Origin of the sequence: Vogesella margarita, from assembly GCF_028548475.1 — a bacterium.
In the GTDB taxonomy this organism is placed as follows: Bacteria; Pseudomonadota; Gammaproteobacteria; order Burkholderiales; family Chromobacteriaceae; genus Vogesella; species Vogesella margarita.
The window spans coordinates 68,353-93,146 of the sequence record NZ_JAQQLE010000001.1 but is presented as its reverse complement, the minus strand read 5'-3'; the positions used below and the strand labels follow the sequence as shown (position 1 = coordinate 93,146).

Genomic DNA, 24,794 nt, shown 5'->3' with positions numbered 1-24,794 from the left:
TTTACCGACAAACGTCACCATCCGAGTCAGCCACTCTTTAAGGGACGGGTAGCTGGTCAGCAGGCTCCGCGAGCAAATTCAGTAGCTGTGCTGTCGCCGCGACATCCAGTGTCAAATGGTTGCGGAATGACGTATTGTGCTCGAATGTTTTTTCAATAACCTGCACCGCCCAAACCGCCTGCTGCAGATCAAACGCCTCGCCTTGCGCAACTGCCATCCCGCCAAGCAAGAACATCGCCATAGTGTATTTAACAACGATAGGCGCGCAGCCCTGCAACAGCGCGCCGGAATAATTCAACGGGAATCCAGTGTGGAAAAAGTGATTCAGGAACCAGTTTTCCAGGAAATAAGGGTGTTCATCCAGGAATGGCTGTAGCTTCAAATGCCATATTGCCTGATAGCTAAGCTCGATCTTTTTTTGATCCAAAGGTTCGGCAATGCCATAGCCCAGGGCAAACAGCTTTATCACGGTGTCGAACTGGAGGCCGATATCCTGCCCGATGCCTTTTTGAAACAGAGGAATCGCGACCATCACTTTCTCAGCGAAATCCGGCTTTACCGGATCCAGCCACTGTCTGCATTCGCCACTAAGGATCGCGGCAGAAAAAGTATCCAGCAGGGCTGTAATTTCCCCTGCCCTACCCTCTGCAAGCAAGCGGTCCGCCTCGGCACAGCACATCACCATCAGTGCCATGCGCTGCCAGAATGGGTAGTCACGCACCTGGAACAGGTTAATCAGAAAGGCATTGATATCCGCATCAGCCGTACCCGGTCGTGAACTGGTTTTATCGTTCATGACGGTTGCCCGGCTGGTAAACGCACTTTCTGTCAATGCCATCGCCTGTGGATCTGTCAGACATAAACGGGCCGCTTCAGGACAGGACAACATGGCAGACTGACGCCAGACCCCCTGATGCCGCCATTGACTGCGCGGGTAGATGTAGCACACGTCCGGCAGGGCATCAGCCCCAACATCAGCATGAATCTTGCACAGCTTCCGCTCATCAAGCATCGCACAGGTACCATCATCACCCTTGAAGCCCAGCACGGCAAAGCTCGCATCGTTCTTTGATGCAGGATTCTGCTTGATCGACTCGCTTGCCAATACACGCAAACCTTCTGGCGCCTGATTGCGCAAGTATTGATAGTGCTGTTTATCAATGTTCACATGCCACTTACGACAGCAATGATCCTGACATTCCGGCCCGATGCACTGGAACTTCGCCATATAGGCTGGGGCGATGGCCGGGACGGTGAGCATTTTGTTCTTGATGGAAATGATTTTGGTCATGGCTTTATCCAGATCAGCTCGTGCATACCGCCAAGGTAGCGGGTAAAATTGCATGACGAGCAAATGACATTTAATAACAACATCAAAACGGCAATGGCGACCGTATGCTTATGACAGCAGCTGCGTCAGCAGCCGGGATATCTGGGCTACGCCACGATCCATTACCGAGGCATCCAGCACGATGGGCTTGCCTGTACCGCCTCGCCCGGCCGCCCAGTTCACCACCAGGCTGAGGTTGGCGTAGGGCAGCGCCAGCTCCCGCGCCAGTGCCGCCTCCGGCATGCCGGTCATGCCGACCATGTCGGCGCCGTCCCGCTCGATGCGGCGGATTTCCGCCACACTTTCCAGTCTCGGCCCCTGGGTGCAGGCATAGACCGCTCCGTCGATCACGCTCAGGCCGGCCTCGCGGCTGGTCTGCACCAGGCGGGCACGCAGCTCGCGGTCAAACGGCCAGGTGAAGTCGACGTGCACCACCGGCTTGTCCGGTCCCTCGAAAAAGGTGTGCTTGCGGCCCCAGCTGTAGTCGACAATATTGTCGGGGATCACCAGGCTGCCCGGCACCATGTCCGGGCGGATACCGCCGACGCTGCCGATGGCGATCACACCCTTGACACCGACACTGTGCAAGGCCCAGATATTGGCACGGTAATTGATCTCGTGCGGGGCGATGGAATTGCCGTAGCCGTGACGGGCAATGAACACCACGTTCTGCATGCCGATGCGGCCAAAGGTCAGCGCGCAGGACGGATCGCCATACGGGGTGCGCACAACCTGGCGATGGGTGACTTCGAGAATGGGCAATTTGGCGAGGCTGCTGCCTCCGATGATGGCGAGCATGACGTTCTCCTTGTTATGGCTGCTCTGTGCCGGATTCTAATCCGCAGGCATGAAAAAAGCCCGCAACATTTAAGGTTGCGGGCTTGCCGTGAGCGGCTTCCAGGCTTACTTCAGCGCGTGGATGGCCGGCAGGTTGCGCCAGGCACCGCGCACGTCCATGCCATAGCCGAACACGTAGCGATCCGGCACGTCGATGCCGACGAAATCGGCCTTGATCGGCTTGTCCTTGCTGATCAGCTTGTTGGCGAACACGCCGCTGTAGAAGGCCTTGGCGCCCATGGCCAGGACCTTGTCGCGGATGGCGGCCATGGTGTGGCCTTCGTCCAGGATGTCGTCCAGTACCAGCACCACACGGTCGCGTACATCTTCCTTCGGTGCGGTTTTCCACACCAGCTCGCCGCCCTGGGTCTTGTCGCCGTAGCGGGACACGTGCACGTAGTCGAAATCGAGCGGGAAAATCAGGCGCGGCAGCAGCTGGCCGGTGAACACCACCGCACCGCCCATCACCGACAATACCAGCGGATAGGTCTCGCCCAGCTGGGCGGTGATATCGGCGGCCATGCGGTCCACTGCCGCATCCACTTCTTCGGCGGTAAACAGGATGTCCGAGCTGTTCAGGATGCCACGGGCTTCGGCAACATTAGCCATGATGATGAGTCCTTATTCAAGAAAACGGCACGCCGCCCGACGCAGCAGGCGGCGTGATGGATGGGGTTGTGCTCAGTCGCGCGGCAGGCCGGACAGGAAGGCGGCAAACTCGCTGCCGACTTCGTGGTGCTTGAGGCCGTATTCCACCGTAGCCTTGAGATAGCCCAGTTTCGAGCCGCAATCGTAGCGCTTGCCGGCAAAGGGATAGGCCAGTACCGGCTCGTCCTTCAGCAGCGCGGCGATGCCGTCGGTAAGCTGGATCTCGCCGCCGGCGCCGGGCACGGTATTGAGCAGCTTGTCGAAGATGCGCGGCGTCAGGATGTAACGGCCGACCACGGCCAGGTTGGACGGTGCCACGTCCGGGTGCGGTTTCTCGACGATGCTGGACACCTGCTGCCGGCCATGGCCATCGGCAGCCACCTCGACGATGCCGTAGGAGCCGGTTTCCTCTCGCGCCACGGTTTCCACGCCCAGCACCGAGCTGTGGGTCTCGTTGAACACGCGCACCATCTGCTCCATCGCTCCCGGCTCACCGTCGATCAGGTCGTCGGCCAGAATCACCGCGAACGGCTCGTTGCCGACCACCGGCTTGGCGCACAGCACCGCGTGGCCCAGGCCCAGCGCCTCCGCCTGGCGGATGTAGATGCAGCTGACGTTGGCCGGCAGGATCTCCTGCACCGTCTCCAGCAGTTTCTTCTTGTTGCGGTTTTCCAGCTCGGTTTCCAGCTCGTAGGCCTTGTCGAAATGGTCCTCGATGCTGCGCTTGTTGCGACCGGTGATGAAGATCAGCTCGGTGATGCCGGCGGCCACCGCCTCTTCCACCGCGTACTGGATCAGCGGCTTGTCCACCACCGGCAGCATCTCTTTCGGGCTGGCCTTGGTGGCGGGCAGGAAGCGGGTGCCCATGCCGGCCACCGGGAATACCGCTTTGGTAACTTTTTGCATGATGAGTCTTTTTATCCGGACAACATGTTAAGTAGCGGGCAATTGTAGGCGTTTTATCGCCGCCGCTCTAGTTCTGGCTGCCGTCACGACGCCAGCAAGGCGAGCAAGCCGGCCTCGTCCAGCACCGTCACGCCCAGCTCCAGCGCCTTGTCGAGCTTGCTGCCCGCCTCGGCACCGGCCACCACGTAGTGGGTCTTCTTCGACACGCTACCGGACACCTTGCCACCGGCCGCCTCGACCAAGGCCTTGGCCTGATCGCGGCCCATGGTCGGCAGCGTGCCGGTGAGCACGAAGGTCTTGCCGGCCACCGCCTCGTTCTGCGGCGCGGCCTCGGCCTGCGGCACCGCGGCCAGCAGCACACGGCAATAGTCGGCGATGGCCTGCAGCTGCGCGCGATTGGCCGCGTCGTCCAGCCAGTCGGCCAGTGCATTGACCACCTCGGCCGGCAGATCGAGCTGGATCACGTCCACCCGCGGCAATGCGGCCAACCTTGCCGGCTCGCCCTGCTGCGCGGCCAATTGCTGCGCGCGGATCTCGGTCAGCCGCGGCACGTTCAGGCGCGCGTAAAGGTTGGCCGCAGCCAGCTTGTCGCGCAGCTGTGCCTTGGGCGCGTGCTCGTCCGCCGGCGCCACGCCGGCGGCCAGCAAGGCGTCGATCACCCGCTCGTTCTGCGCCTCGGCAAAGAACTCGGCGATGGCATCCGCCACCACGCCGCCGATGTCCGGCAGTGCCGCCAGCACCGCGCGCGGCGCGCGGCGTACGTTATCCAGCGTGCCCAGCCAGTCGGCAAGGGTCTTGGCGGTGGATTCGCCGACGTGACGGATGCCCAGCGCAAACAGCAGGCGCGCCAGTGGCGGGGTCTTGCTGGCGGCAATGGCATCAATAAGATTCTCGGCCCACTTGGTGGCGACCTTGCCGGCCTTGACGGTTTCCGGCGTCACACCCTCCTGCTCGTCGGCGCGGCGCTTCATTTCCAGCAGGTCGTCCAGTGTCAGCCGGTACAGGTCGGCCACGCTCTTGACGTAGTCGAACTCCACCAGCTTGTCGATGTAGCGCTCGCCCAGGCCGTCGATGTCCATCATGCGGCGGCCGGCAAAGTGCTGGATCGCCTGCGTGCGCTGAGCCTTGCACACCAGCCCGCCGGAGCAGCGCGCGATCGCCTCGCCTTCCTCGCGCACCACGTGGCTGCCACATACCGGACACTTAGTCGGCAGGCGGTAGGCCGGGTACATCGGCTCCTCACTACCGCTGAACAGATCGCCGCCGGACGTTGGCCGCATCGGGCGCTCCACCAGCACCACCGATACCACCTCCGGAATCACATCGCCGGCGCGGCGCACAATCACCGTGTCACCGACGCGCACATCCTTGCGCCGCACTTCGTCCTCGTTGTGCAGCGTGGCATTGGTCACCGTGACGCCGCCGACAAACACCGGCTGCAACCGCGCCACCGGGGTGATGGCGCCGGTGCGGCCAACCTGCTCCTCGATCGCCTCCACCCGCGTCAGCGCTTCCTCGGCCGGAAACTTATGCGCAATCGCCCAGCGCGGCGCGCGCGACACGAAACCCAGCCGCGCCTGCTGTGCGCGGCTGTTCACTTTGTACACCACACCGTCGATCTCGAACGGCAACGCAGCACGCTGTGCCAGCACACCTTCGTAGTAGCCGGCCAGGCCAGTGGCGCCCTGCACCACCGGACGCAGCGCGGCGGCCACCACCGGGAAGCCCAGTTCGGCCAGCCAATCCATCTCGCCGGCGTGGGTGGCCGGCCAATCGGCACCTTCCACCTGGGCGATGGCGTAGGCGAAGAACGACAGCCGGCGCTGCGCGGTGATGCGCGAATCCAGCTGCCGCAGACTGCCGGCGGCGGCGTTGCGCGGGTTGGCAAAGGTTTTGTCGCCGCGTTCGCGCTGCACATCGTTCAGGCGCTCGAAATCGCGCTTCAGCATCAGCACCTCGCCGCGCACCTCCAGCAATGCCGGTACGTTGGCCACAGCCAGTTTCAGCGGCACCGAGCGCACGGTGCGAATATTGGCGGTCACGTTCTCGCCGCTGGCGCCGTCGCCTCGGGTGGCGGCCTGCACCAGCACGCCGTCGCGATACAGCAGGCTCACCGCCAGGCCGTCGAACTTGGGCTCGGTCGCGTACTCGACGTTGGCCGCGGCCAGATCCTTGCTGACCCGCTCGTCGAAGGCGATCAGCTCGGCGTGGCGGCTGGCGAAATCGTCCTGCTGCAGGTCGGAAAAGGCATTGGACAACGACAGCATCGGCACGGTGTGAGTCACGCTGTCGAAGGCCGGCAGCGGCGCGCCACCTATACGATGGGTCGGCGAAAAATGGGTCCACAGCTCTGGAAATTCATGCTCCAGCTGCTGCAACTCGCGGAACAGGCGGTCGTACTCGGCGTCCGGCACCGTCGGCGCGTCCAGCACGTAGTACTCGTGATTGTAGCGCTCCAGCAGCGCGGCCAAGGCTTGCGCACGCTGGCGCTGTTCGGAAGTGGCTTCGGTCATGTTGCGGCCCCGGAAATGCAGCACGCCGGCAAGGGCCGGCGTGCGGAAACAATGAAAACGGCAGGAATCAGGCGAACAGGCGCAAGGCGGCGACGCTGCCCGGTGCGATGCCGCGGTCGTCCATATTGCCGTAGATACGCACCAGTTGCTCGCGGATCTTCAGCAGCCCAGCTTCGCTCAGCTCGCGGCGGTTGTCGTCGACCAGGCGGGCGTCGAACTCCCGCGCCAGCTGCAGCGCGAAGGCGATGGCGCGGTCGAACACCGCGGCGCCACCGGCCACGCGCGGTACGTCGAACAGCAGCGTCAGCGCCGGGAAAGACTTGTCGAGCAGATTGTGCAGCGTGAACGGCGTCTGGTCGGCCGAGGCCAGCGAGTACAGCGAGTTGCCGGAATCGGCGAGATAGTGGAACTGGCCGTCCGGCTCCAGCTGCAGGCCGGCGGCTTCGGCCACGCTGCGCAGGCGCGCGCCGGAGATCGGCGCCGTCGGCACGATATTGATGCCGATCAGCACGTCGACGTCGGCGCAGAAGCGGTCCAGCTCACGGGCGGCCACCAGCTTCTGCTGGCGCTGCGGGAAGCTGACCTGGGCATCGAACTGCTCGGCGTAGTGGTTGATCTGCTGGCAGAAGCTGGCCAGCTCCTGCTCGGTCACCGCGCCGCTGCGATCGACCAGCTGCAGACCGAAGTTGACCTGCTTGTAACGGGTGCCCGGCAGCAGCTCGGCCGGCGTCCACAGCCCGCGCTCGCTGCGCAGGATGGCCTGGACCCGCTTGGCGACATTGAAGCGCGGCAGCGACGACAGCGTCATCGGACGGCTGAATACCACCTCGGCAATGAAGTCCAGCGACGGGTCCAGCAGCGCCACCACCAGTGCCTGGTGGTCGGCGGCGTCCATCGTCGCCACTTCTTGTTCCTCTTCCTCCTCTTCCGGCGGCGGCTCGCTGGCGGCGGGCGGCGGCGTGAAGGCGTGCGACGGCGGCGTGTCGTTCAGGTAGGCGGGAGTGTCGTCCTCGTCCTGCAGCAGCACCGGCTCCAGCCGTTCCTGCTTGCCGTCGCGGACGTGATTCTTGGGCACGTCCAGCAGCACATCGGCGTGATGACGTGAAAAGGCCTGGCGGGTCCGTTTGCGAAAGCGCCATTCCTGGTATGTATTGAAGGCGAACACCAGGGCGATGACGATCCCCCCCAGCATCAGCAAGCCTATTTGTAAGTCGCTCATCGAGCCTTATCCACTGCTGTGGCCATTATTCAGGACAGTATTATAACAAACGTCGCAACGCAAACGGTGACCACCCTCGCGTCATCGGCCATTCCCTATCGAAATAACGCGCAATTTTTCGACATTTCCCGCCGAAAGCATCATTTTCACAAAAAAACTGCCACCGAAAGTCCCTGTTACTCCCAAGGCAAGGCAGCCGGCTACGACTCGTCGAGGCGGAAGCGTACCGGAATGTCGATGCTGGCCGCCACCGGCTGCCCCGCCTGCCACGCGGCGTCGAAGCGCCAACTGCGCACGCCGTCGCGCGCGGCGCGGTCGAGGCGGATGAAGCCGCTGGAGCGCAGCAACTGCACCTGCTCGAACTCTCCGCCGGCGCCGACCATGATGCGCAGCAACACCACGCCCTCCTCGCCCAGCTCGCGCGACAGCGCCGGATAGGGCGGCTTAGGCGCAAAGCGTACCCGCACCGCGCGGCTTTCGCCCGGATTTTCCGCACCGCCGCCCTTGCCGTCGGCCGCGGCCGGCGCCGTACTGGCGGTCGCAAGGTTGGCCGCAGTGTTGCTGCCGGAGCCGTTACTGCTGCCGGCTGGCGCGACGGCCGCCGCCGCGGCCTTGCCGGTCGCCGCCACCGTCGCCGGCGGCGTGGCTGCCGGTAGCGGCGATGGTGTGGATGGTGTGGATGGCGCGGCTGCCGCCGGCGCGGCGCTGCGCGCGGCCGGCACCGCAGCGGGTTGACGGGCCGCGACCGGCGCCACGGCGCGTTCGCCGCCACGCGGTGCCGTCAACACCTCCTCAGTCGGCAGCAACAGCACCTGCAAGGGCGGCGCCAGCGCCGGCAGCGGGCGGAACTGCCAGGCAAACGCGGCCAGCAGCAGCGCGTGCAGGACCAGCGACAGCAGCAGCGCCGCGCGCATCGTTCAGGCCGTTTCGCGCATTTTCAGCGCTTCGACGATGTCCACCGCCACAATGCGGCTGCAGCCCTGCTCCTGCATGGTCACGCCGACCAGCTGCTCGGCCATCTCCATGGTCAGGCGGTTGTGGCTGATGTACAGGAACTGCGTGTGCGCAGCCATCTGCTTCACCAGATCGCAGAAGCGGCTGGTATTGGCGTCGTCCAGCGGCGCATCCACCTCGTCCAGCAGGCAGAACGGAGCCGGGTTGAGCGAAAACAGCGAGAACACCAGGCTCATCGCGGTCAGCGCCTTCTCGCCGCCGGATAGCAGGTGGATGGTGCTGTTCTTCTTGCCCGGCGGCTGGGCGATGATCTGGATGCCGGCCGACAGCAGGTCGTCGCCGGTGAGCACCAGCTCGGCGCGGCCGCCGCCGAACAGGGTGGGGAAGAACTCGCTCATCTTGGCGTTGACTGCCTCGTAGGTGCTTTGCAGCATGTCGCGGGTTTCGCCGTCGATGCGGGCGATCGCCTCTTCCAGCGTCGCCATCGCCTGCAGCAGGTCGTCGGTCTGGCTGGCCAGATACTCGCCGCGCTTCTGCGCCTCTTCCAGCTCCTGCAGCGCGGCGAGGTTGACCGCGCCCAAGCCTTCGATGGCGCGCGCCAGGCGTGCGATTTCCGCCGCCAGCGCATTCGGCTTCACGCTGTCGTTCAGGTGCGGCAGCAGCGCCGCCTCGTCCGCCTCGGCGGTTTTCAGTTCCTCGTCGAAGCGCTCGACGTTCAGCCGCGCTTCCTGATGCTTCAGCAACCAGTCGGAGCGCGCCTCGCGCAGCGCCGGCAGCGCGGCGCTGACTTCCTGCTGCTTTTGCGTGTGCTGGCGCAGGGTCTCGGTCAGCGCGTTGAGCTGGTCGCGTGTTGCGGCCAACGTTTGCTCGCGCGTTTCGCGCAGCAGCAGCGCCTCTTGCAGCACCTCGTCCGGCGCCGCCTCCTCCACCGTTTCCGCCTCCATCGCCAGCGTTTCCAGGCGCTCGGCCAGTTGCTGGTCGCGGTCTTCCAGTTCGCGTGCACGGCGCGCCAGCTCGGCCACCTTCTGCTCGGCGGTATGCTGCGCCAGCTTGATCTCGTGCAGCATGCGCTCGGCGTCGCGCGTCTTGTTGCGCGCCAGCTCCAGCCCGGTTTCGGCGTTCAGGCGCGCCAGACGCGCGTCTTCCAGCTGTTCGGCCAGCTCTTCCAGCTGCATCGCGTTTTCTTCGGCCAGCAGTTCGGCCTCGGCGATGGTTTCCTGCGCCGTGTCGCGCTCGTCGCGCAGGCGCTGCTGTTCGGCGTGGATGGCGGCCAGACGCGCCGCACCCTGCCGTGCCGCCTGATCCAGCTTCACGTGCTCCAGCGTGACCGCGTTCAGCTCGCCTTCCAGCCGCGATACCGCGCCCTTCTGTGCACGCACCGCCTCGGCCAGCATACCCAGCATCGACGCCACGCCGTCACGCCGTTGCCGGGTGCTGTCGATCTGCGGCTGCACCGCGGCCAACCTTTCCGCCGCCGCGTCGCGCGCCGCCTTGCGCGCCATCATGCCGTCGCCGGCCTGCGCGGCGTTGAAGCGCACGCTGACCGCGCTGACGCGGTGGCCGTCTGGCGTGATCCAGCACTCGCCGGCGGCCAGCTCGCCGCGACGGGCGATGGCCTCGTCCAGCGTGTCGGCGCAGTAGACGCCGGCCAGCCAGTCGGCCAGCGCGGCGGCAAACGGCGCACCGGCGCTGACTACATCCCGCAGCGGCTGGCGGCTAGAGTTGGCCGCAACGGCTGGCACCGGTGCGCAGTCGACCAGCGCCAGCGGCGCCGGCGGCAGATCGCCGGGCAAGGCGGCGGCGCGGGCGGCGAGGCTGTCGCCGAGCACCACTTCCACCGCGGCGCGCCAGCGCTCATCAACCTGCAGGCTTTGCCACAACGCCGGCGCGCCAGCCAGCTGCTGCGCTTCCAGCCAGCCGGCCAGCTGCTCACCGGCGGCCTCGCGTGCCAGCACCGCGTCCAGCGCGGCGACTTCGGCCTCGGCGCGGGCGGCGTCGCTATTGAATTCATGCAGCGTCTTGTCCAGCTGTTCGCGTTCGCTGGCGAGATCCGCCTGCTTCGCCTCGTCGGCGGCCAACCTTGCGCGCACCGCGTCCAGCGCCGCCTGCGCGCGGGCGACCTCGGCATGGGCCGCTTCCAGCACGCCGCTGTCCGGCAGGTTGAGGTCGGCCAGCTCGCGGCGCAGCGCGTCTTCGCGCCCGGCCAGCTGCTCGATGCTGCGGCGCAAGTGCTCGCCCTGCTGCCGCGCGAGGTCGCGTTCGCGGGTCAGGTTGGCGATCTGCGCCGTCATCTGCGCCAGGCGCTGGTCGGCGACGCGGAACGCGGCCTCGGCGCCGGGCAGGCCGTCGGCGCCGTCTTCCAGCCCCATCTGCGCCTCTTCCATGCGCATTTGCGCCTCTTCGCGGCGCGGCAGCCAGTCGTCCAGCTCATACTCGACCTGGGTCTTCTGCTCCGCCAACTGCTGGCGCTCGTTGCGAGCGCTCGCCAGATCGCGCTCCAGCCGCTCGCGGCTTTGCAGGCGGTGGCGCTGCTGTTCTTCCAGCCGCGCCAGCGTGGCGTTGGCCTCGAACAGCGCCTGCTGCGCCTCGTGCACCGCGTCGCTGGCTGCGTAGTGGGCCTCGCGCACGGTTTCCAGCTCGGTTTCCAGATGGGTGTGCGCCGCTTCCAGCGCGGTTTCCTCGGTTTCGATGCGCGCCAGTTCGCCGCGCGCTGCGGCTTCGCTGCGCGCAGCCTCCTCGCGCCGCGCCAGCGCAAGCAGGTTCTGCTTGAAGGTCAGCGCGCCGCGCATGTCCTGGTAGTTGGCCGCGACCTCGGCCTGCTCGGTCAGGCGCTCGACCTGGCGGCCCAACTCCAGCTTGAGGTCGTCGATGCGGGTCAGGTTGTCGCGGGTGTCGGCGAGGCGGTTTTCGGTCTCGCGGCGGCGCTCCTTGTAGCGCGACACGCCGGCGGCCTCCTCCAGGTAGGCGCGCAGCTCTTCCGGGCGCGCCTCGATGATGCGCGAGATCATGCCCTGCTCGATCACCGCGTAGCCACGGGCGCCGACGCCGGTGCCGAGGAAAAGGTCGGTGATGTCGCGGCGGCGCACCTGCTGGTTGTTGATGTAGTAGCTGGATTCGCCCTGCCGCGTCAGCACGCGCTTGATCGACACCTCGGCGTACTGCCCCCACTGGCCGGTGAGCTGGCCGTCGCCGTTGTCGAACACCAGCTCCACCGAGGCGCGCGACACCGGCTTGCGGCTGGAGGAGCCGTTGAAGATCACGTCCTGCATCGATTCGCCGCGCAGCTGCTTGGCCGACGATTCGCCCAGCACCCAGCGCACGGCGTCGATCACGTTGGATTTGCCGCAACCGTTGGGGCCGATCACCGCCACCAGCTGGCCGGGCACGGCGATGCTGGTGGGGTCGACGAAGGACTTGAAGCCCGCCAGTTTGATGTGAGTAAGGCGCAAGGGGTATCCAGCTCAGGAGAAATCAGTCGGCCATTTTAGCAAGCAACCGCACCGCTGCGGCCAACCTTTGCCGGAGGGCGGTCCTGGTGCGCTGTCCAGGTGGCGCTTTTGTGCGATGTGCTTTGCCGGCCATGACAATGGTTGCCATAATGCAGCCATGGATACGCTGACCCTTGCACATCATTTTCTGATCGCCATGCCCAGCATGACCGACCCGCTGTTTGCCAAAAGCATCGTCTACATTTGCGAGCACGGCGACCAGGGGGCGATGGGCATGATCATCAACAAGCCCTCCGGACTGGTGCTGGCGCAATTGCTGGAACAGATCGACCTGCCGCTGGCCAACGACGACGCCAATACCGTGCCGGTACACTTCGGCGGCCCGGTACAGCCGGACCGCGGCTTCGTGCTGCACATGCCGATCGGCAACTGGCAGTCGACGCTGACCATCACCGACGACATGGCGCTGACCACCTCCAAGGACATCCTGCAGGCGGTGTCGGAGGCGCAGGGCCCGGACAAGCTGCTGGTCAGCCTCGGCTACGCCGGCTGGGAAAAAGGCCAGCTGGAAGAGGAAATCGCCGCCAACCAGTGGCTGACCGTCGCCGCCGCCGACTGGGTGATCTTCGATACCCCGAGCGAGGCGCGCTTCGACAGCGCCATCAAGCTGCTGGGCTTCGATCCGTCGCTGCTGTGCACGGACGCCGGCCATGCATAAGGGCACGCTGCTGGGCTTCGACTTTGGCGAGCAGCGCATCGGCGTGGCGCTGGGCGAGCCGGAACTGGGCATCGCCACCCCGCTGGCCACCATCAACAGCGACAGCAACGAGGTGCGCTTCGCCGCCATCGGCAAGTTGATCGAGGAATGGCAGCCGACCGGCTTTGTCGTCGGCCTGCCGACCCACATGGACGGCAACGCCCACGCGCTGACCGCGCTGTGCCGCAAGTTTGCGCAGCGTCTGCACGGCCGCTACCGGCTGCCGGTGTGGCTGGTGGACGAGCGGTTGACCTCGGTGATCGCCGAGAGTCTGCTGGAAGAAGCCGGCGTGCGCGGTCGCAAGCAGAAGCCGGTGCTGGATCAGGTGGCAGCGCAGGCGATCGTGATGGCGTGGTTCGAGGAGCCCGGCGAACGCCTCGGCTGAGCCCTGCCCCACTACACAAAAAAGCCCGCTCTGCACAGCAGCGGGCTTTTTGTTTGTGCTGGCGGCCAAGGTTGGCCGCAATGCTTTAACGGCGCTTGGCGGCCTTGGCGACACGCGCCTCGCGCTCCAGACGCGCGGCTTCCTTCTCCGCGGCACGCAGTACCGCGGCTTCCTTGGCCGCCTTTTCCCAGGCCTTCCACTCGTCCGGGCGCTCCAGCGTCAGGCGGCCGATGGCGCCGCTGCGGAAGTCGGTGAGGATCAGTTCGGCGGTTTTCTGGATGTTGATGCGACCGCCAGGCAGCATGGCGCCGCGTTTGCGGCCGATCTGCTCCATCACCTGCCAGTCCTGCAGGCCGGCGATGTCACCGATGTTGTAGCGCGCATCCAGCTCCTTGCCGTAGTAGCGCAGCAGGTAGGCCAGCAGCTCCAGCGCCACTTCCTCCTCGTCCATCGCGTTGCGGCCCACCGCGCCGCTGGCGGCGAGGTTGTAGCCGCCCTGCGGCACCACGATCTTCGGCCACAGCATGCCGGGGGTATCGAACAGCTCGATCTCGTCGCACAGCATGATGCGCTGCTGGCCCTTGGTGATGCCCGGCTCGTTACCTGTCTTGGCGATGCGGCGGCCGGTGATGCTGTTGATCAGCGTCGACTTGCCGACGTTGGGAATGCCGCAGATCACCACCCGCAACGGCTTGTCGATGGTGCCGCGATTGGGCGCCACGTCCATGCAGGCTTCGATCAGCTTTTGTGCCGGCGATTTTTCCGAGGCATCGAGGCCGATGGCGATGGTGCCCGGCTTGCGGTACCAGTCCAGCCACTGCCGGGTGACGGCCGGATCGGCCAGGTCCTGCTTGTTGAGTACCTTGATCGACGGCTTGCGTTTCGCCAGCTGCGCGATCATCGGGTTGGCGCTGGAGGCCGGCAGGCGCGCGTCCAGCATTTCAATGACCACATCGATTCCGCCAAGACGCTCTTGCAGCTCTTTCTTGGCTTTGTTCATGTGTCCGGGGAACCATTGGATGGCCATGTATTATCGCTTTCGTAGTGGGTCAAGCAGCGATGACAGCCCGTTGTGATCCAGCTCGTGCATCAGCGCCAGCAGGCGGCCGATCTCGCCCGGCGGAAAGCCCTCGCGGGCAAACCAGTTCAGGTAGTGCCCGGGCAGGTCCGCAATCACGCGACCCTTGTACTTGCCATAGGGCATCACGCGGGTGACGAGTAGTTGCAGATGTTCGGGGTTCATCGCGTTCATTCAAAAATCAGCCGCGCATTGTGCCAAAGCTGTGGCCAATGCGCAGCAAGCATTCACTGCGGCAGCGCCCGGCGGTCGTTAAACGCCAGAAAACCGCGCACGATGCGGTATACGTACCACACCCACACCGCAAAACCGGTGACGAAGCCCAGCCCCAGCACCAGCATCAGCGGCCAGGAAATGGCAAAGCCGATCAGCGCCCACCAGAAGGTACGGATCTGCCAGGCAAAATGGCTTTGCCACAGCGTGCCGGCGGCTTCGTCGCGCTTGATGTAGTTGATGATGATGCCAACGATGGCGCTGACGCCGACGAACAGGCTCAGCGCCTGCAACGCATACACCACCAGGGTCAGGGTTTTCAGTGTGTCGTCGGCGCGGGGCACGCGTTGCAGATAACCGTCGTCCATCTCTTCTCCTGTTCGAGCATGGCTAACAAAACCGTTACGCGGCGGCATTGCCACGCCGGGCTTTGTTAGCCATGCTGTTTGTGTGCGCCGGCATCAAACCAGCCGCGCCAGTGCCTGTTGCAAGCGCGCCAGATGCGTACCCAGCTGAGTGCGCAGCGCCAGCGACTGCGCTACCGGCGACGACGCCACGTGCAGCAGTTGCTCGCCATGACCGTGGGTGCGCCACGGCCGTGCGCCACAAAACAGCGCAAACGAGCGCACAAGCGGGCAATCCAGTGCCAGTTTACGCGATAGCTGCTGCAAACGCAGGTTTACCGCGTCCATCAGCGCCAGTTCGTGGCTGGCCAGTTCCAGATGCTGCAGCGAGAACACCAGCACCCGCGCCGCCAGCCAGTCGGCACGTTGCGGCGAGCGGCCCCCGGCCGACAGGTAGGCCAGGCTGCGCACTTCGGGGAACAGCGACTCCAGCACCGCCGGGGTCTGCTGTCCGGCGAGCAGCGCCTGCAGGCGGGCAACCGGGTTGCCGGGCTGATGCGAGCCGTGCTCGACATCGCTGACGATGCACAGTGCGCTGCTGATACCGAGTTTTTCCGCTGGCAGCTGCCAGGAACGATGGTTTTCCATGTTTGCACTCCGTCTGGTGCCGCAAACCGGAAACATTGGAACTGCCCAGAAACACCAATGCCGCCAGAGTGCGGCGGCATTGATTCAGGGATTCGGGGGTAAGGCTTGTTCAGCCCGTGACGCGTCCTGGTGCCGCCAGAGAAGTGCGGTAACCATAATAATAAGCGTGGGACACGAAACGGATAACAGTAGCCATAGCGGACGATGATGCGCCCGCGCGCCGCTGGCTGTCAAGCGCCATCACCAATTGAGCCGTGCGCGCTGGCGCAATACAATGCGTCATTCCTGCATTTTAAGCTCACCAGATGCAGTTTTTTCGCAAACAGGACAAGGACACAACATGAAGAAGCATGCCAGCGGCGGACTGGTGTACTCCACCGAACACGGCCGCATGTGCCCGGCCTGCCGCGCGCCGCTGGACGCCTGCGTCTGCCAGGCGCCGGCAGTGCCAGCCGGCGACGGTATCGTGCGCGTGCGCCACGAGACCAAGGGCCGCAAGGGCAAGGGCGTGACGGTGATCAGCGGTGTACCGCTGGCCGGCAGCGAACTGCTGGCGCTGGGCAAGCGGCTGAAGGCGCGCTGCGGCACCGGCGGCACCGTCAAGGACGGCCAGATCGAGATCCAGGGCGAGCATGTCGCGCTGCTGATGGCCGAGCTGCAACAGCAGGGCTGGACGGTGAAACGCAGCGGCGGCTGAGTTCCCGCCGATGCGGCCAAGGTCGGCCGCAATGAAAAACGCCGCCAGCAGTCGCTGGCGGCGTTGTCCGTTGTGGCGGCTTACATGTTCGGGTAGTTCGGCCCGCCGCCGCCTTCCGGCGTCACCCAGTTGATGTTCTGGGTCGGATCCTTGATGTCGCAGGTCTTGCAGTGCACGCAGTTCTGCGCGTTGATCTGCAGCCGCGGCTCGCCCTCGTCGCGGCCGACGATCTCGTACACCCCGGCCGGGCAGTAGCGCTGTTCCGGCGCGTCGTACTTTTCCAGGTTGATGCGGATCGGCACGCTCGCGTCCTTCAGCTTCAGGTGCGGTGGCTGCTCTTCGCTGTGGTTGGTGTTGGAGATGAACACCGACGATAGGCGGTCGAAGGTCAGCACCCCGTCCGGCTTCGGATAGGCGATCGGCGTGCACTCGTCCTTGGGCTTCAGGCACTCGTGGTCGGCGTGCTTGTGGCGCAGCGTCCACGGCGCCTTGCCGCGGAACAGGTAGGTGTCGATGGCCGAGTAGATCATCGCCGGCCACAGCCCCCAGCGGAACGCCGGGCGGATGTTGCGCACGCTGTGCAGCTCGTCGTGCAGCCAGCTCTGCTTGAAGGCGGCGGTGTAGCCGACCGCTTCCGCACCCTGCGCTTCAGGGTTGGCCGCAAACAGTGCGAACACCGCTTCGGCGGCCAGCATGCCGGACTTCATCGCGGTGTGGGTACCCTTGATCTTCGGCACGTTGAGGAAGCCGGCGGTGTCGCCAACCAGCACGCCACCGGCGAAGGTCAGTTTCGGGATGCTCTGCAGGCCGCCTTCGGAGATCGCGCGCGCACCGTAGGACAGGCGGCGACCGCCTTCGAACACGCCCTTGATCGCCGGGTGGGTCTTGAAGCGCTGGAATTCCTCGTACGGCGACAGGTAGGGGTTCTCGTAATCGAGACCGACCACGAAGCCGACCACCACCTGGTTGTTTTCCAGGTGATAGAGGAAGGAGCCGCCGTAGGTGTTCGAATCCATCGGCCAGCCGGCGGTGTGGGTGATCTTGCCTTCTTCGTGCAGCTCCGGCTTCACTTCCCACAGTTCCTTGATGCCGATGCCGTAGGTCTGCGGGTCGGATCCCTCTCTCAAGTCAAAACGCTCGAACAGCGTCTTGGTCAGGGAGCCGCGACAGCCTTCGGCGAAGATGGTCTGCTTCGCCCACAGCTCGATGCCCGGTTCGCCCTCCTCGTCACCGTTCTTGCCGGTGCCGACGTTGCCGGTGGCCACGCCCTTCACCGAGCCGTCGGCGTGGTACAGCACTTCGGCGGCGGCGAAGCCGGGATAGATCTCCACGCCCAGTTCTTCCGCCTGCTGGCCCAGCCAGCGACAGAAATTGCCCAGGCTGATGATGTAGTTGCCGTGATTGTTCATCTGCGGCGGGGTCGGCAGCTTGATCGACTCGGTTTCGGTCAGCAGCAGGAAGCTGTCCTGCTTGGCCGGGGTGTTGAGCGGCGCGCCCTTTTCCTTCCAGTCCGGGATCAGCTCGTTCAGCGTGCGCGGCTCCAGCACGGCGCCGGACAGGATGTGCGCGCCGATTTCGGAGCCCTTTTCCAGCAGACAGACACTGAGTTCCTGACCTTTTTCGGCAGCCAGCTGCTTGAGACGGATGGCGGCGGACAGGCCGGAAGGCCCGCCTCCGACTACCACCACGTCGTATTCCATGTATTCGCGTTCCACCGCTTCTCCTTTGCGCTGGCAGGGGACAATAAGCGCAATGATGCCAATGAATGTGGCTGCGCGTCAAAATCAAACAAGCGTTTAAACGGTCCCGGCAGCGCGCAGTTGTGCAATTGCCACCGCGTCGTAGCCCAGATGCTGCAGCAGCGCGTCGGTGTGTTCGCCCAGCGCCGGCGGCGGCGTCAGGTACTGCGGCGGGGTGGCCGACATCTTGATCGGGCAGGCCACCTGGGGCACGTTCTGTCCTTTGCTGTCGGTCATCCGCAATGCCATGTCGCGATGACGGATCTGCGGGTCGGCAAATGCCTCGGCGACGGTATTGATCGGGCCGCACGGCACGCCGGCGGCGTCGAGCAGTTTCAGCCATTCGTCGCGACCGCGCGCCATGAAACCCTCGGCCAGCAGCGGCACCAGTGTGGCACGGTGCTGCACCCGCTTCGGGTTGCTGGCGAAGCGCTCGTCGGTGGCCAGTTGCGGCAGCTGCAGCACCTCGCACACCGCGCGGAACTGCTTGTCGTTGCCGCAGGCGAGGATGAAGTGGCCGTCGCCGGCGGTCTTGAATACCTGGTAGGGCACGATATTGGGGTGGGCATTGCCCAGCCGTGGCGGCACTTCGCCGCCGACCAGCCAGTTCATGTTGACGTTGGACAGCATCGCCAGCGCGCAGTCGAACAGCGCCATGTCGATGTACTGGCCGACGCCGGTGTGGTGGCGCGACAGCAGCGCCGCCTGCACCGCGTTGGCGGCGTACAGGCCGGTGAACAGGTCGGTGACTGCGACGCCGACCTTGTGCGGCTCGCCGTCGGCGGGGCCGGTGATGCTCATCAGGCCGGACATGCCCTGCACGATGTAGTCGTAGCCGGGCAGCTCGGCGTAGGGGCCGTCCTGGCCGAAGCCGGTGATCGAGCAGTACACCAGCCGCGGGTTCAGCTGTTTCAGGCTGTCGTAGTCGAGGCCGTACTTCTTCAGGCCGCCGACCTTGTAGTTTTCCAGCAGCACGTCGCATTCGGCCGCCAGCTGGCGCACGATCTGCTGCCCCGCCGGCTGGGTGATGTCGACGGTGAGCGACTGCTTGCCGCGGTTGGCGGCGAGGTAGTAGGCGGCGGTGCCGTCCGGCAGGCTGGGCGGCGACCAGTGGCGAGTATCGTCGCCGCTGCCGGGACGCTCCACCTTGATCACTTCCGCGCCGAGATCAGCCAGCAGCTGCCCGGTCCACGGCCCGGCGAGGACACGACTCAGATCCAGAACCTTGATACCCGACAATGCGCCAGCCATGATGCTTCTCCTTTGCGGCCAACGTTGGCCGCGAAAAAAATGGCTCGGTTGCACCGAGCCCTAAGGACAGACAGGAACCAACTCGCGCCGCTGGTGGAGGCCGGCGGCGGTACATCACACTGCTGGCGCACGGGACCCCCTTGCCCAGTGCGCCCGCGAGCGATCAGGCAAACGCCTGAATACCGGTCTGGGCTCGGCCCAGAATCAGGGCGTGCACGTCGTGCGTGCCCTCGTAGGTGTTGACGGCTTCCAGGTTCATCACGTGGCGGATGATGTGGAACTCGTCGGAGATGCCGTTACCGCCGTGCATGTCGCGGGCGATGCGGGCGATGTCCAGTGCCTTGCCGCAGTTGTTGCGCTTGATCAGGCTGATCATTTCCGGCGCGGCACGGCCTTCGTCCATCAGGCGGCCGACGCGCAGCGCGGCCTGCAGGCCCAGGCTGATTTCGGTCTGCATGTTCGCCAGCTTCAGCTGCACCAGCTGGGTGGCGGCCAGCGGACGGTTGAACTGCTTGCGGTCCAGCGTGTACTGGCGGGCACCCTGCCAGCAGAACTCGGCGGCACCCATCGCGCCCCAGGCGATGCCGTAGCGCGCCTTGTTCAGGCAGCCGAACGGACCTTTCAGGCCTTTCACGTGCGGCAGCAGCGCGTCTTCGCCCACTTCCACGTTGTCCATCACGATCTCGCCGGTGATGGAGGCGCGCAGCGAGAACTTGCCCTCGATCTTCGGCGCCGACAGGCCCTTCATGCCTTTTTCCAGCACGAAGCCGCGGATCTCGCCGTCGTCGTCCTTGGCCCACACCACGAACACGTCGGCGATCGGGCTGTTGGTGATCCACATCTTGCTGCCGTTGAGCACGTAACCGCCGTCGACCTTGCGGGCGCGGGTCTTCATGCCGGCCGGGTCGGAGCCGGCGTCCGGCTCGGTCAGGCCGAAGCAGCCGACCCATTCGCCGGTCGCCAGTTTCGGCAGGTACTTGTCCTTCTGCGCGTCGGTGCCGTAGGCCCAGATCGGGTGCATCACCAGGCTGGACTGTACCGACATCGCTGAGCGGTAGCCGGAGTCGACGCGCTCCACTTCGCGTGCCACCAGGCCGTAGGCCACGTGCGACAGGCCGGCACAGCCGTGGGTGTCGATGGTACAGCCGAGCAGGCCCAGCTCGCCCATCTCGCTCATGATCTCGCGGTCGAAGCGCTCTTCGCGGTTGGCCATCAGCACCCGCGGCAGCAGGCGTTCCTGGCAGTAGGCGTAGGCGCTGTCGCGCACCATGCGTTCTTCGTCGGTCAACTGATCGTTCAGTAACAGTGCGTCATCCCACTGGAAAGGGGCGCGATTGGATGCTGCAGCCATGTGGACTCTCCTTGAGCAATTCCGCATTGCGGAATTACGTTCTACAATGCAAAATAGACTACCAACCAGCTGCCAGCCTGTAAAGTTTTTTCTTGGTCGATATAAGGCGGTGCACTATTCTTGCCACTCATCCAGAAAGAGAGCCGATTGCCGATGTCGTCAACCCCAGATACAGACGAGGAAAAAGACCGCCTGTTCGTCGGCGCACTGGCCCGTGGCCTGCGCGTGCTGGCGGCGTTCCAGCCCGGTGAGGGCGCGCTGTCGAACCAGGTGCTGGCGCAGCGGACCGACCTGCCGAAATCCACCGTGTCACGGCTGACCTACACCCTGACCAAGCTCGGCTATTTGTCTCAGGATCACGACACCGGCTACTACCGGCTGGGGCTGGCGGTGCTGGCGCTGGGCTCCACCGTACTCGGCAGCTACGACATCCGCCGCGTCGCCTCGCCGCTGATGCGCGAGTTCGCGATGCAGCACACCATCTCGGTCAGCCTGGGCATGCGCGACGGCACCGGCATCGTCTATCTGGAAACCTGCCGCAGCCAGGCGCGGGTGTCGGTACAGCTCACCGTCGGCTCGCGCGTGCCGCTGGCCAGCACCGCCATCGGCCGCGCCTGTTACGCCATCCTGTCGCCGGCGGAACGCGCCGCGCTGCAGCCGGAGCTGGCGCAGCGCTACGGCCGCGACTGGCCGGTGGTGGCGGCGCGGCTGCAGGCCAGCTGTGAGCACTACGCACAGTTCGGCTACAGCGAGTCGTTCGGCGAATTCGAGCGCGACGTGATGGCGGTCGGCGTCGCGCTGCCGTCGCCGGTGCCGGGCATGCCGGTGGTGTGCCTCAATGCCAGCGGCCCGGCCTTCGCCTTCAATGCGGAGGCGATGCGCCGCCAGATCGCGCCGGCGCTGATACAGCTGGCGCGCCAGATCGTGCCCTGAGCCGACAGCACGCCCCGACAAGCACAAAAGGTTGGCCGCAAGCGTTGCGGCCAACCTTTTGTGGTTTTTGCGAGGCGGCGGGCGCCGCCCGTTTCAGGTACGGATGTACTTCACCAGCTGCTCGATCACGAACTGCTGCTCGGCGATGGTGGCGTGCACCAGATCGCCGATCGACAGCAGGCCGATCACGCGGTTGTCCTCCATCACCGGCAGGTGGCGGATGCGGCGCTCGGTCATCAGCGCCATGCACTCGCCGATGCTCTGCTCCGGACTCACGAAGATCACCTTGCTGGTCATGATGTCGCGCACCTTGGTCCCGGCCGAGGTACGCCCCAGCAGCACGATGCGCCTCGCATAGTCGCGCTCGGAGAAGATACCGACCACGTCGCCCATCTCCATCACCAGGATGGCGCCGACGTCGCGCTCCGCCATCACCTGCAAAGCCTGGAATACCGTCATTTCCGGCCCGACGCTGATCAGATCCTTGATCGCCTTGTTTGCCAGCAGTTGTCGCACTGTTTGCATGCCGCCCTCCCCCCTTGATGACCACCCGGCATAGACCGGAGTAGAACCGTAATGCGTTCAATATAGACAGCGCGCGGCCAGGGCCAAAAGAAAAAGGCCGCAACAGCGGCCTTTGGCAGGGAACGGCGATGGAATCAGCCGGCCTTGATCATGGTGCCGACGCCTTCGTCGGTCAGGATTTCCAGCAGCAGCGCGTGCGGTACACGGCCATCGATGATGTGCACCGAGTTCACGCCGCTCTTGGCCGCATCCAGCGCCGAGCTGATCTTCGGCAGCATACCGCCGCTGATGGTGCCGTCGGCGAACAGCTCGTCCACCTTGGCCGCGGTCAGGCCGGTCAGCAGATTGCCCTGCTTGTCCAGCACGCCCGGGGTGTTGGTCATCAACACCAGTTTTTCCGCCTTCAGCGTCTCGGCCAGCTTGCCGGCCACCACGTCGGCGTTGATATTGTAGGCCTCGCCGTCCTGGCCGACGCCGATCGGCGCGATCACCGGGATGAAGTCCTGGCTGTCCAGCAACGACACCAGGCTCGGATCGATGTGCTCGATGTCGCCGACCTGGCCGATATCGATGTTTTCATCGGATTCCGACTTCAGGAACAGCTTGCTGGCACGGATGAAGTGGCCGTCCTTGCCGGTGATGCCGACCGCCTTGCCGCCGTGCTTGTTCAAGAGCGACACGATTTCCTTGTTCACCAGGCCGCCGAGCACCATTTCCACCACGTCCATGGTCTCGCTGTCGGTCACGCGCATGCCCTGGATGAACTGGCCTTCCTTGCCGACGCGCTCCAGCAGCTCGTTGATCTGCGGGCCGCCGCCATGCACCACCACCGGGTTCAGGCCGACCAGTTTCAGCAGCACGATGTCCTTGGCGAAGTCTTCCTTCAGCTTGTCGTCGGTCATCGCGTTGCCACCGTATTTCACCACGATGGTCTTGTTATTGAAGCTGCGGATATATGGCAGCGCTTCGGCCAGGATGGCGGCCTTGTCGATGGGGGCTACGCTCACGGGGCATCTCCACGGTAGTCGGAATCAGAAACAGCGATTGCTGCGCCGCATTCTACCCAAGCACGGCCGATTCGGCTGGCGTTTGTGCACATCCACCCGCGAATGGGCGTTGATTGGCAACGCCGCAACAGCACGCCGCCGCCAATACGCCATTTGCAAATAAATTTCGATTTATTAATTGCCGATCGCGGGGTGCTGCACTAAAGTCCGGCCATCAGATTAATGAACCAGTATTCAGAAAATATCATGAGCAAACCATCCTGCTGTCCGATCACCCGCTGGCGCCGCCGCAAGGAAGTCCGCCCGGCGGAGATCCTGGACGCGGCGCTGGCGCTGTTTGTCGAGCGCGGCTTCAAATCCACCAAGATGGAAGACATCGCCAAGGCAGCCGGTGTCACCAAGGGCACGCCCTACCTGTACTTCGAGAACAAGGAAGACATCTTCAAGGCGGTGCTGCGCGAGAACCTGGTGACGCGGCTGGCCAGCTTTGCCGAGCTGGAACAGCAGTACGAGGGCAGCAGCGCCGACCTGCTGCGCCTGATGATGCGGCGCTGGTGGCTGGAAGTCGGCGAATCGCCGCTGGCCGGCATCTGCAAGCTGATGTTCGCCGAGGCCACCAACTTTCCGGAGCTGGCGCGCTTCTACCACCACGAGGTGATCGAGCCCAGCCACAACATGCTGCTGCGCGTCCTGCAGCGCGGCGTCGCCCGTGGCGAGTTCCGCGACATCAATCCGCACGCGGTGGTCGACACCCTGGTGGCGCCGATGATGCTGACCATGACCTGGCGCTGCTCCTTCGGCAAGGTAATCACCGACAGCCAGCACCGTTCCATGCCGCCGCTGCAGTACCTGGAACTGTCGCTGGACCTGATGCTGGGCGGCCTGATGACCGGCCGCCAGCCACAACAATAAAACGCAACGAGGAAATCACGATGGCACCGCACTACCACCGGCTGGCCCTGGCCGGCGCCCTGCTGCTGACCCTGTCCGCCTGCCGCGACGAGGTCAAACCGGTCGAGGAAATCCGCCCGGTCCGCTACACCACCGCCAGCAGCAGCGACGCTGCCGCCAGCCAGCAATTCAGCGGCGAGGTCCGCGCCCGCCAGGAGAGCCGCCTCGCCTTCCGCGTCGCCGGCAAGGTGGTGGAGAAGCGCGTCAACAGCGGTGAGCGCGTGCGGCGCGGCCAGGTGCTGGCGGTGCTGGATGCCAGCGACTACCAGCTCGACAGCCAGGCCAAGGCGGCACAGCTGGCGGCGGCGCAGGCCAACCTGCAGCAGCAGCAGGCCGATCTCAGACGCTTCCGCGAATTGCTGACCCAGAATTTCATCAGCGCGGCACAAGTCGACCGCCAGCAGGCGGCGGTCAGCAGCGCGCGCGCCAGTCTGCAGCAGGCGCAGGCGGCGCTAGCCGCCAGCCGTAACCAGGGCAGCTACACCTCGCTGCTGGCCGACAGCGACGGCGTCATCAGCGAGATCAGCGCCGAACCGGGCATGGTGGTCGCCGCCGGCCAGGTGGTCGCCCGCCTTGCCGCCGACGGCGCGCGCGAGGTGCTGTTCCAGGTGCCGGAAAACGCGCTGGAACGGGTGCGCCGCGCTAGCGGCTTCAAGGTGGCGCTGTGGGCCGACGGCCGCGAGCTGGACGCCAGCCTGCGCGAGCTGGCCGCCGACGCCGACCCGGCCACCCGCACCTACGCCGCGCGGCTGCAGCTGGCGAACGCCGGCGACGAGGTCCGCCTGGGCATGACCGCACGCATCAGCGCACTGGCCGCCGGCGGCCAGCCGCGCGCCATCCGCCTGCCGCACAGCGCCATTCTCGACGAGAACGGCAAGCACTACGTGTGGCTGATCGGCAACGGCAACAAGGTTGGCCGCAAGGCGGTACAGGTTGCCCGACTCGACAGCAGCGGCGTCGTGCTGCAGTCCGGCCTTGCCGGCGGCGAGAAGGTGGTCACCGCCGGTGTCCACCTGCTGCGCGACGGCCAGCGCGTCAGCCTGCTGCAGCAATAAGGGG

At 65.2% G+C, this 24,794-nt stretch carries 23 protein-coding genes; 6 read left to right on the top strand and 17 right to left on the bottom strand.

The genetic code is table 11. The features are described 5' to 3' along the window. Positions 1–37: 37 nt before the first annotated feature. The 8 genes from fliB to smc form a co-directional block, all read right to left on the bottom strand. Entirely contained in the window at positions 38–1,291 is a 1,254-nt protein-coding gene (gene fliB / locus PQU96_RS00425; RefSeq protein WP_272770343.1) for a flagellin lysine-N-methylase, read from the bottom strand. Between the two features lie 108 nt (positions 1,292–1,399). Further along, on the bottom strand, positions 1,400–2,128 hold the full coding sequence (locus PQU96_RS00420; protein WP_272770342.1) for an S-methyl-5'-thioinosine phosphorylase: 729 nt from the start codon (positions 2,126–2,128) through the stop codon (positions 1,400–1,402). Between the two features lie 105 nt (positions 2,129–2,233). Beyond that, positions 2,234–2,776, bottom strand: a complete 543-nt coding sequence (locus PQU96_RS00415; protein WP_272770341.1) for a hypoxanthine-guanine phosphoribosyltransferase — start codon at positions 2,774–2,776, stop codon at positions 2,234–2,236. A 72-nt stretch (positions 2,777–2,848) separates the two neighbouring features. Continuing rightward, entirely contained in the window at positions 2,849–3,721 is an 873-nt protein-coding gene (gene galU, locus PQU96_RS00410) for a UTP--glucose-1-phosphate uridylyltransferase GalU (protein WP_272770340.1), read from the bottom strand. Positions 3,722–3,804: 83 nt separating this feature from the next. Then, on the bottom strand, positions 3,805–6,234 hold the full coding sequence (gene ligA, locus PQU96_RS00405; RefSeq protein WP_272770339.1) for an NAD-dependent DNA ligase LigA: 2,430 nt from the start codon (positions 6,232–6,234) through the stop codon (positions 3,805–3,807). 67 nt (positions 6,235–6,301) lie between these two features. Then, positions 6,302–7,453, bottom strand: coding sequence for a cell division protein ZipA C-terminal FtsZ-binding domain-containing protein (locus tag PQU96_RS00400; RefSeq protein WP_272770338.1), 1,152 nt, complete (start codon positions 7,451–7,453; stop codon positions 6,302–6,304). Between the two features lie 200 nt (positions 7,454–7,653). Beyond that, on the bottom strand, positions 7,654–8,367 hold the full coding sequence (locus PQU96_RS00395; protein WP_272770337.1) for an energy transducer TonB: 714 nt from the start codon (positions 8,365–8,367) through the stop codon (positions 7,654–7,656). A gap of 3 nt (positions 8,368–8,370) precedes the next feature. Further along, positions 8,371–11,856, bottom strand: a complete 3,486-nt coding sequence (gene smc / locus PQU96_RS00390) for a chromosome segregation protein SMC (RefSeq protein WP_272770336.1) — start codon at positions 11,854–11,856, stop codon at positions 8,371–8,373. A gap of 157 nt (positions 11,857–12,013) precedes the next feature. Between smc and PQU96_RS00385 the strand changes: the two genes are divergently transcribed. Continuing rightward, the gene (locus PQU96_RS00385; protein WP_272770335.1) at positions 12,014–12,574 is read left to right on the top strand and encodes a YqgE/AlgH family protein; all 561 of its coding nucleotides are present in this window, start codon (positions 12,014–12,016) and stop codon (positions 12,572–12,574) included. Then, entirely contained in the window at positions 12,567–12,998 is a 432-nt protein-coding gene (ruvX, locus tag PQU96_RS00380) for a Holliday junction resolvase RuvX (RefSeq protein ID WP_272770334.1), read from the top strand. The genes PQU96_RS00385 and ruvX overlap by 8 nt, the downstream gene beginning before the upstream one ends. An 85-nt stretch (positions 12,999–13,083) precedes the next feature. Here ruvX and ylqF read toward each other — a convergent pair whose 3' ends face one another. From ylqF to PQU96_RS00360, 4 genes are all read right to left on the bottom strand, one after another. Then, positions 13,084–14,025 (bottom strand): ribosome biogenesis GTPase YlqF, encoded by a 942-nt coding sequence (ylqF, locus tag PQU96_RS00375; RefSeq protein ID WP_272770333.1) that lies wholly within the window; start codon positions 14,023–14,025, stop codon positions 13,084–13,086. A gap of 3 nt (positions 14,026–14,028) precedes the next feature. After that, a complete protein-coding gene (locus tag PQU96_RS00370; RefSeq protein WP_272770332.1) occupies positions 14,029–14,241 on the bottom strand; it encodes a DUF3820 family protein in 213 nt (70 codons plus the stop codon). 62 nt (positions 14,242–14,303) lie between these two features. Continuing rightward, complete coding sequence (locus PQU96_RS00365; protein ID WP_272770331.1) at positions 14,304–14,657, bottom strand: DUF4870 family protein; 354 nt, start codon at positions 14,655–14,657, stop codon at positions 14,304–14,306. 93 nt (positions 14,658–14,750) lie between these two features. Then, the gene (locus PQU96_RS00360) at positions 14,751–15,281 is read right to left on the bottom strand and encodes a hypothetical protein (protein WP_272770330.1); all 531 of its coding nucleotides are present in this window, start codon (positions 15,279–15,281) and stop codon (positions 14,751–14,753) included. A 340-nt stretch (positions 15,282–15,621) separates the two neighbouring features. Here PQU96_RS00360 and PQU96_RS00355 point away from each other — a divergent pair, with 340 nt between their 5' ends. After that, complete coding sequence (locus PQU96_RS00355; protein ID WP_272770329.1) at positions 15,622–15,978, top strand: translation initiation factor Sui1; 357 nt, start codon at positions 15,622–15,624, stop codon at positions 15,976–15,978. A gap of 80 nt (positions 15,979–16,058) precedes the next feature. On the opposite strand, the gene PQU96_RS00350 is transcribed toward PQU96_RS00355, so the two are convergent. From PQU96_RS00350 to PQU96_RS00340, 3 genes are all read right to left on the bottom strand, one after another. Beyond that, positions 16,059–17,678 (bottom strand): electron transfer flavoprotein-ubiquinone oxidoreductase, encoded by a 1,620-nt coding sequence (locus tag PQU96_RS00350; protein ID WP_272770676.1) that lies wholly within the window; start codon positions 17,676–17,678, stop codon positions 16,059–16,061. Between the two features lie 96 nt (positions 17,679–17,774). Continuing rightward, entirely contained in the window at positions 17,775–18,968 is a 1,194-nt protein-coding gene (locus PQU96_RS00345) for a CaiB/BaiF CoA transferase family protein (RefSeq protein WP_272770328.1), read from the bottom strand. A 163-nt stretch (positions 18,969–19,131) separates the two neighbouring features. Next, the gene (locus PQU96_RS00340; protein WP_272770327.1) at positions 19,132–20,319 is read right to left on the bottom strand and encodes an acyl-CoA dehydrogenase; all 1,188 of its coding nucleotides are present in this window, start codon (positions 20,317–20,319) and stop codon (positions 19,132–19,134) included. A gap of 153 nt (positions 20,320–20,472) precedes the next feature. On the opposite strand from PQU96_RS00340, the gene PQU96_RS00335 reads away from it, so the two are divergent. Then, positions 20,473–21,252, top strand: coding sequence for an IclR family transcriptional regulator (locus PQU96_RS00335; RefSeq protein WP_272770326.1), 780 nt, complete (start codon positions 20,473–20,475; stop codon positions 21,250–21,252). A gap of 93 nt (positions 21,253–21,345) precedes the next feature. On the opposite strand, the gene PQU96_RS00330 is transcribed toward PQU96_RS00335, so the two are convergent. After that, positions 21,346–21,777, bottom strand: coding sequence for a CBS domain-containing protein (locus PQU96_RS00330; RefSeq protein ID WP_272770325.1), 432 nt, complete (start codon positions 21,775–21,777; stop codon positions 21,346–21,348). A 134-nt stretch (positions 21,778–21,911) separates the two neighbouring features. Next, the gene (gene argB, locus PQU96_RS00325; protein ID WP_272770324.1) at positions 21,912–22,784 is read right to left on the bottom strand and encodes an acetylglutamate kinase; all 873 of its coding nucleotides are present in this window, start codon (positions 22,782–22,784) and stop codon (positions 21,912–21,914) included. A 246-nt stretch (positions 22,785–23,030) separates the two neighbouring features. On the opposite strand from argB, the gene PQU96_RS00320 reads away from it, so the two are divergent. After that, positions 23,031–23,696, top strand: a complete 666-nt coding sequence (locus PQU96_RS00320; RefSeq protein WP_272770323.1) for a TetR/AcrR family transcriptional regulator — start codon at positions 23,031–23,033, stop codon at positions 23,694–23,696. A gap of 20 nt (positions 23,697–23,716) precedes the next feature. Next, positions 23,717–24,790 (top strand): efflux RND transporter periplasmic adaptor subunit, encoded by a 1,074-nt coding sequence (locus PQU96_RS00315; protein ID WP_272770322.1) that lies wholly within the window; start codon positions 23,717–23,719, stop codon positions 24,788–24,790. Positions 24,791–24,794: the final 4 nt, after the last annotated feature.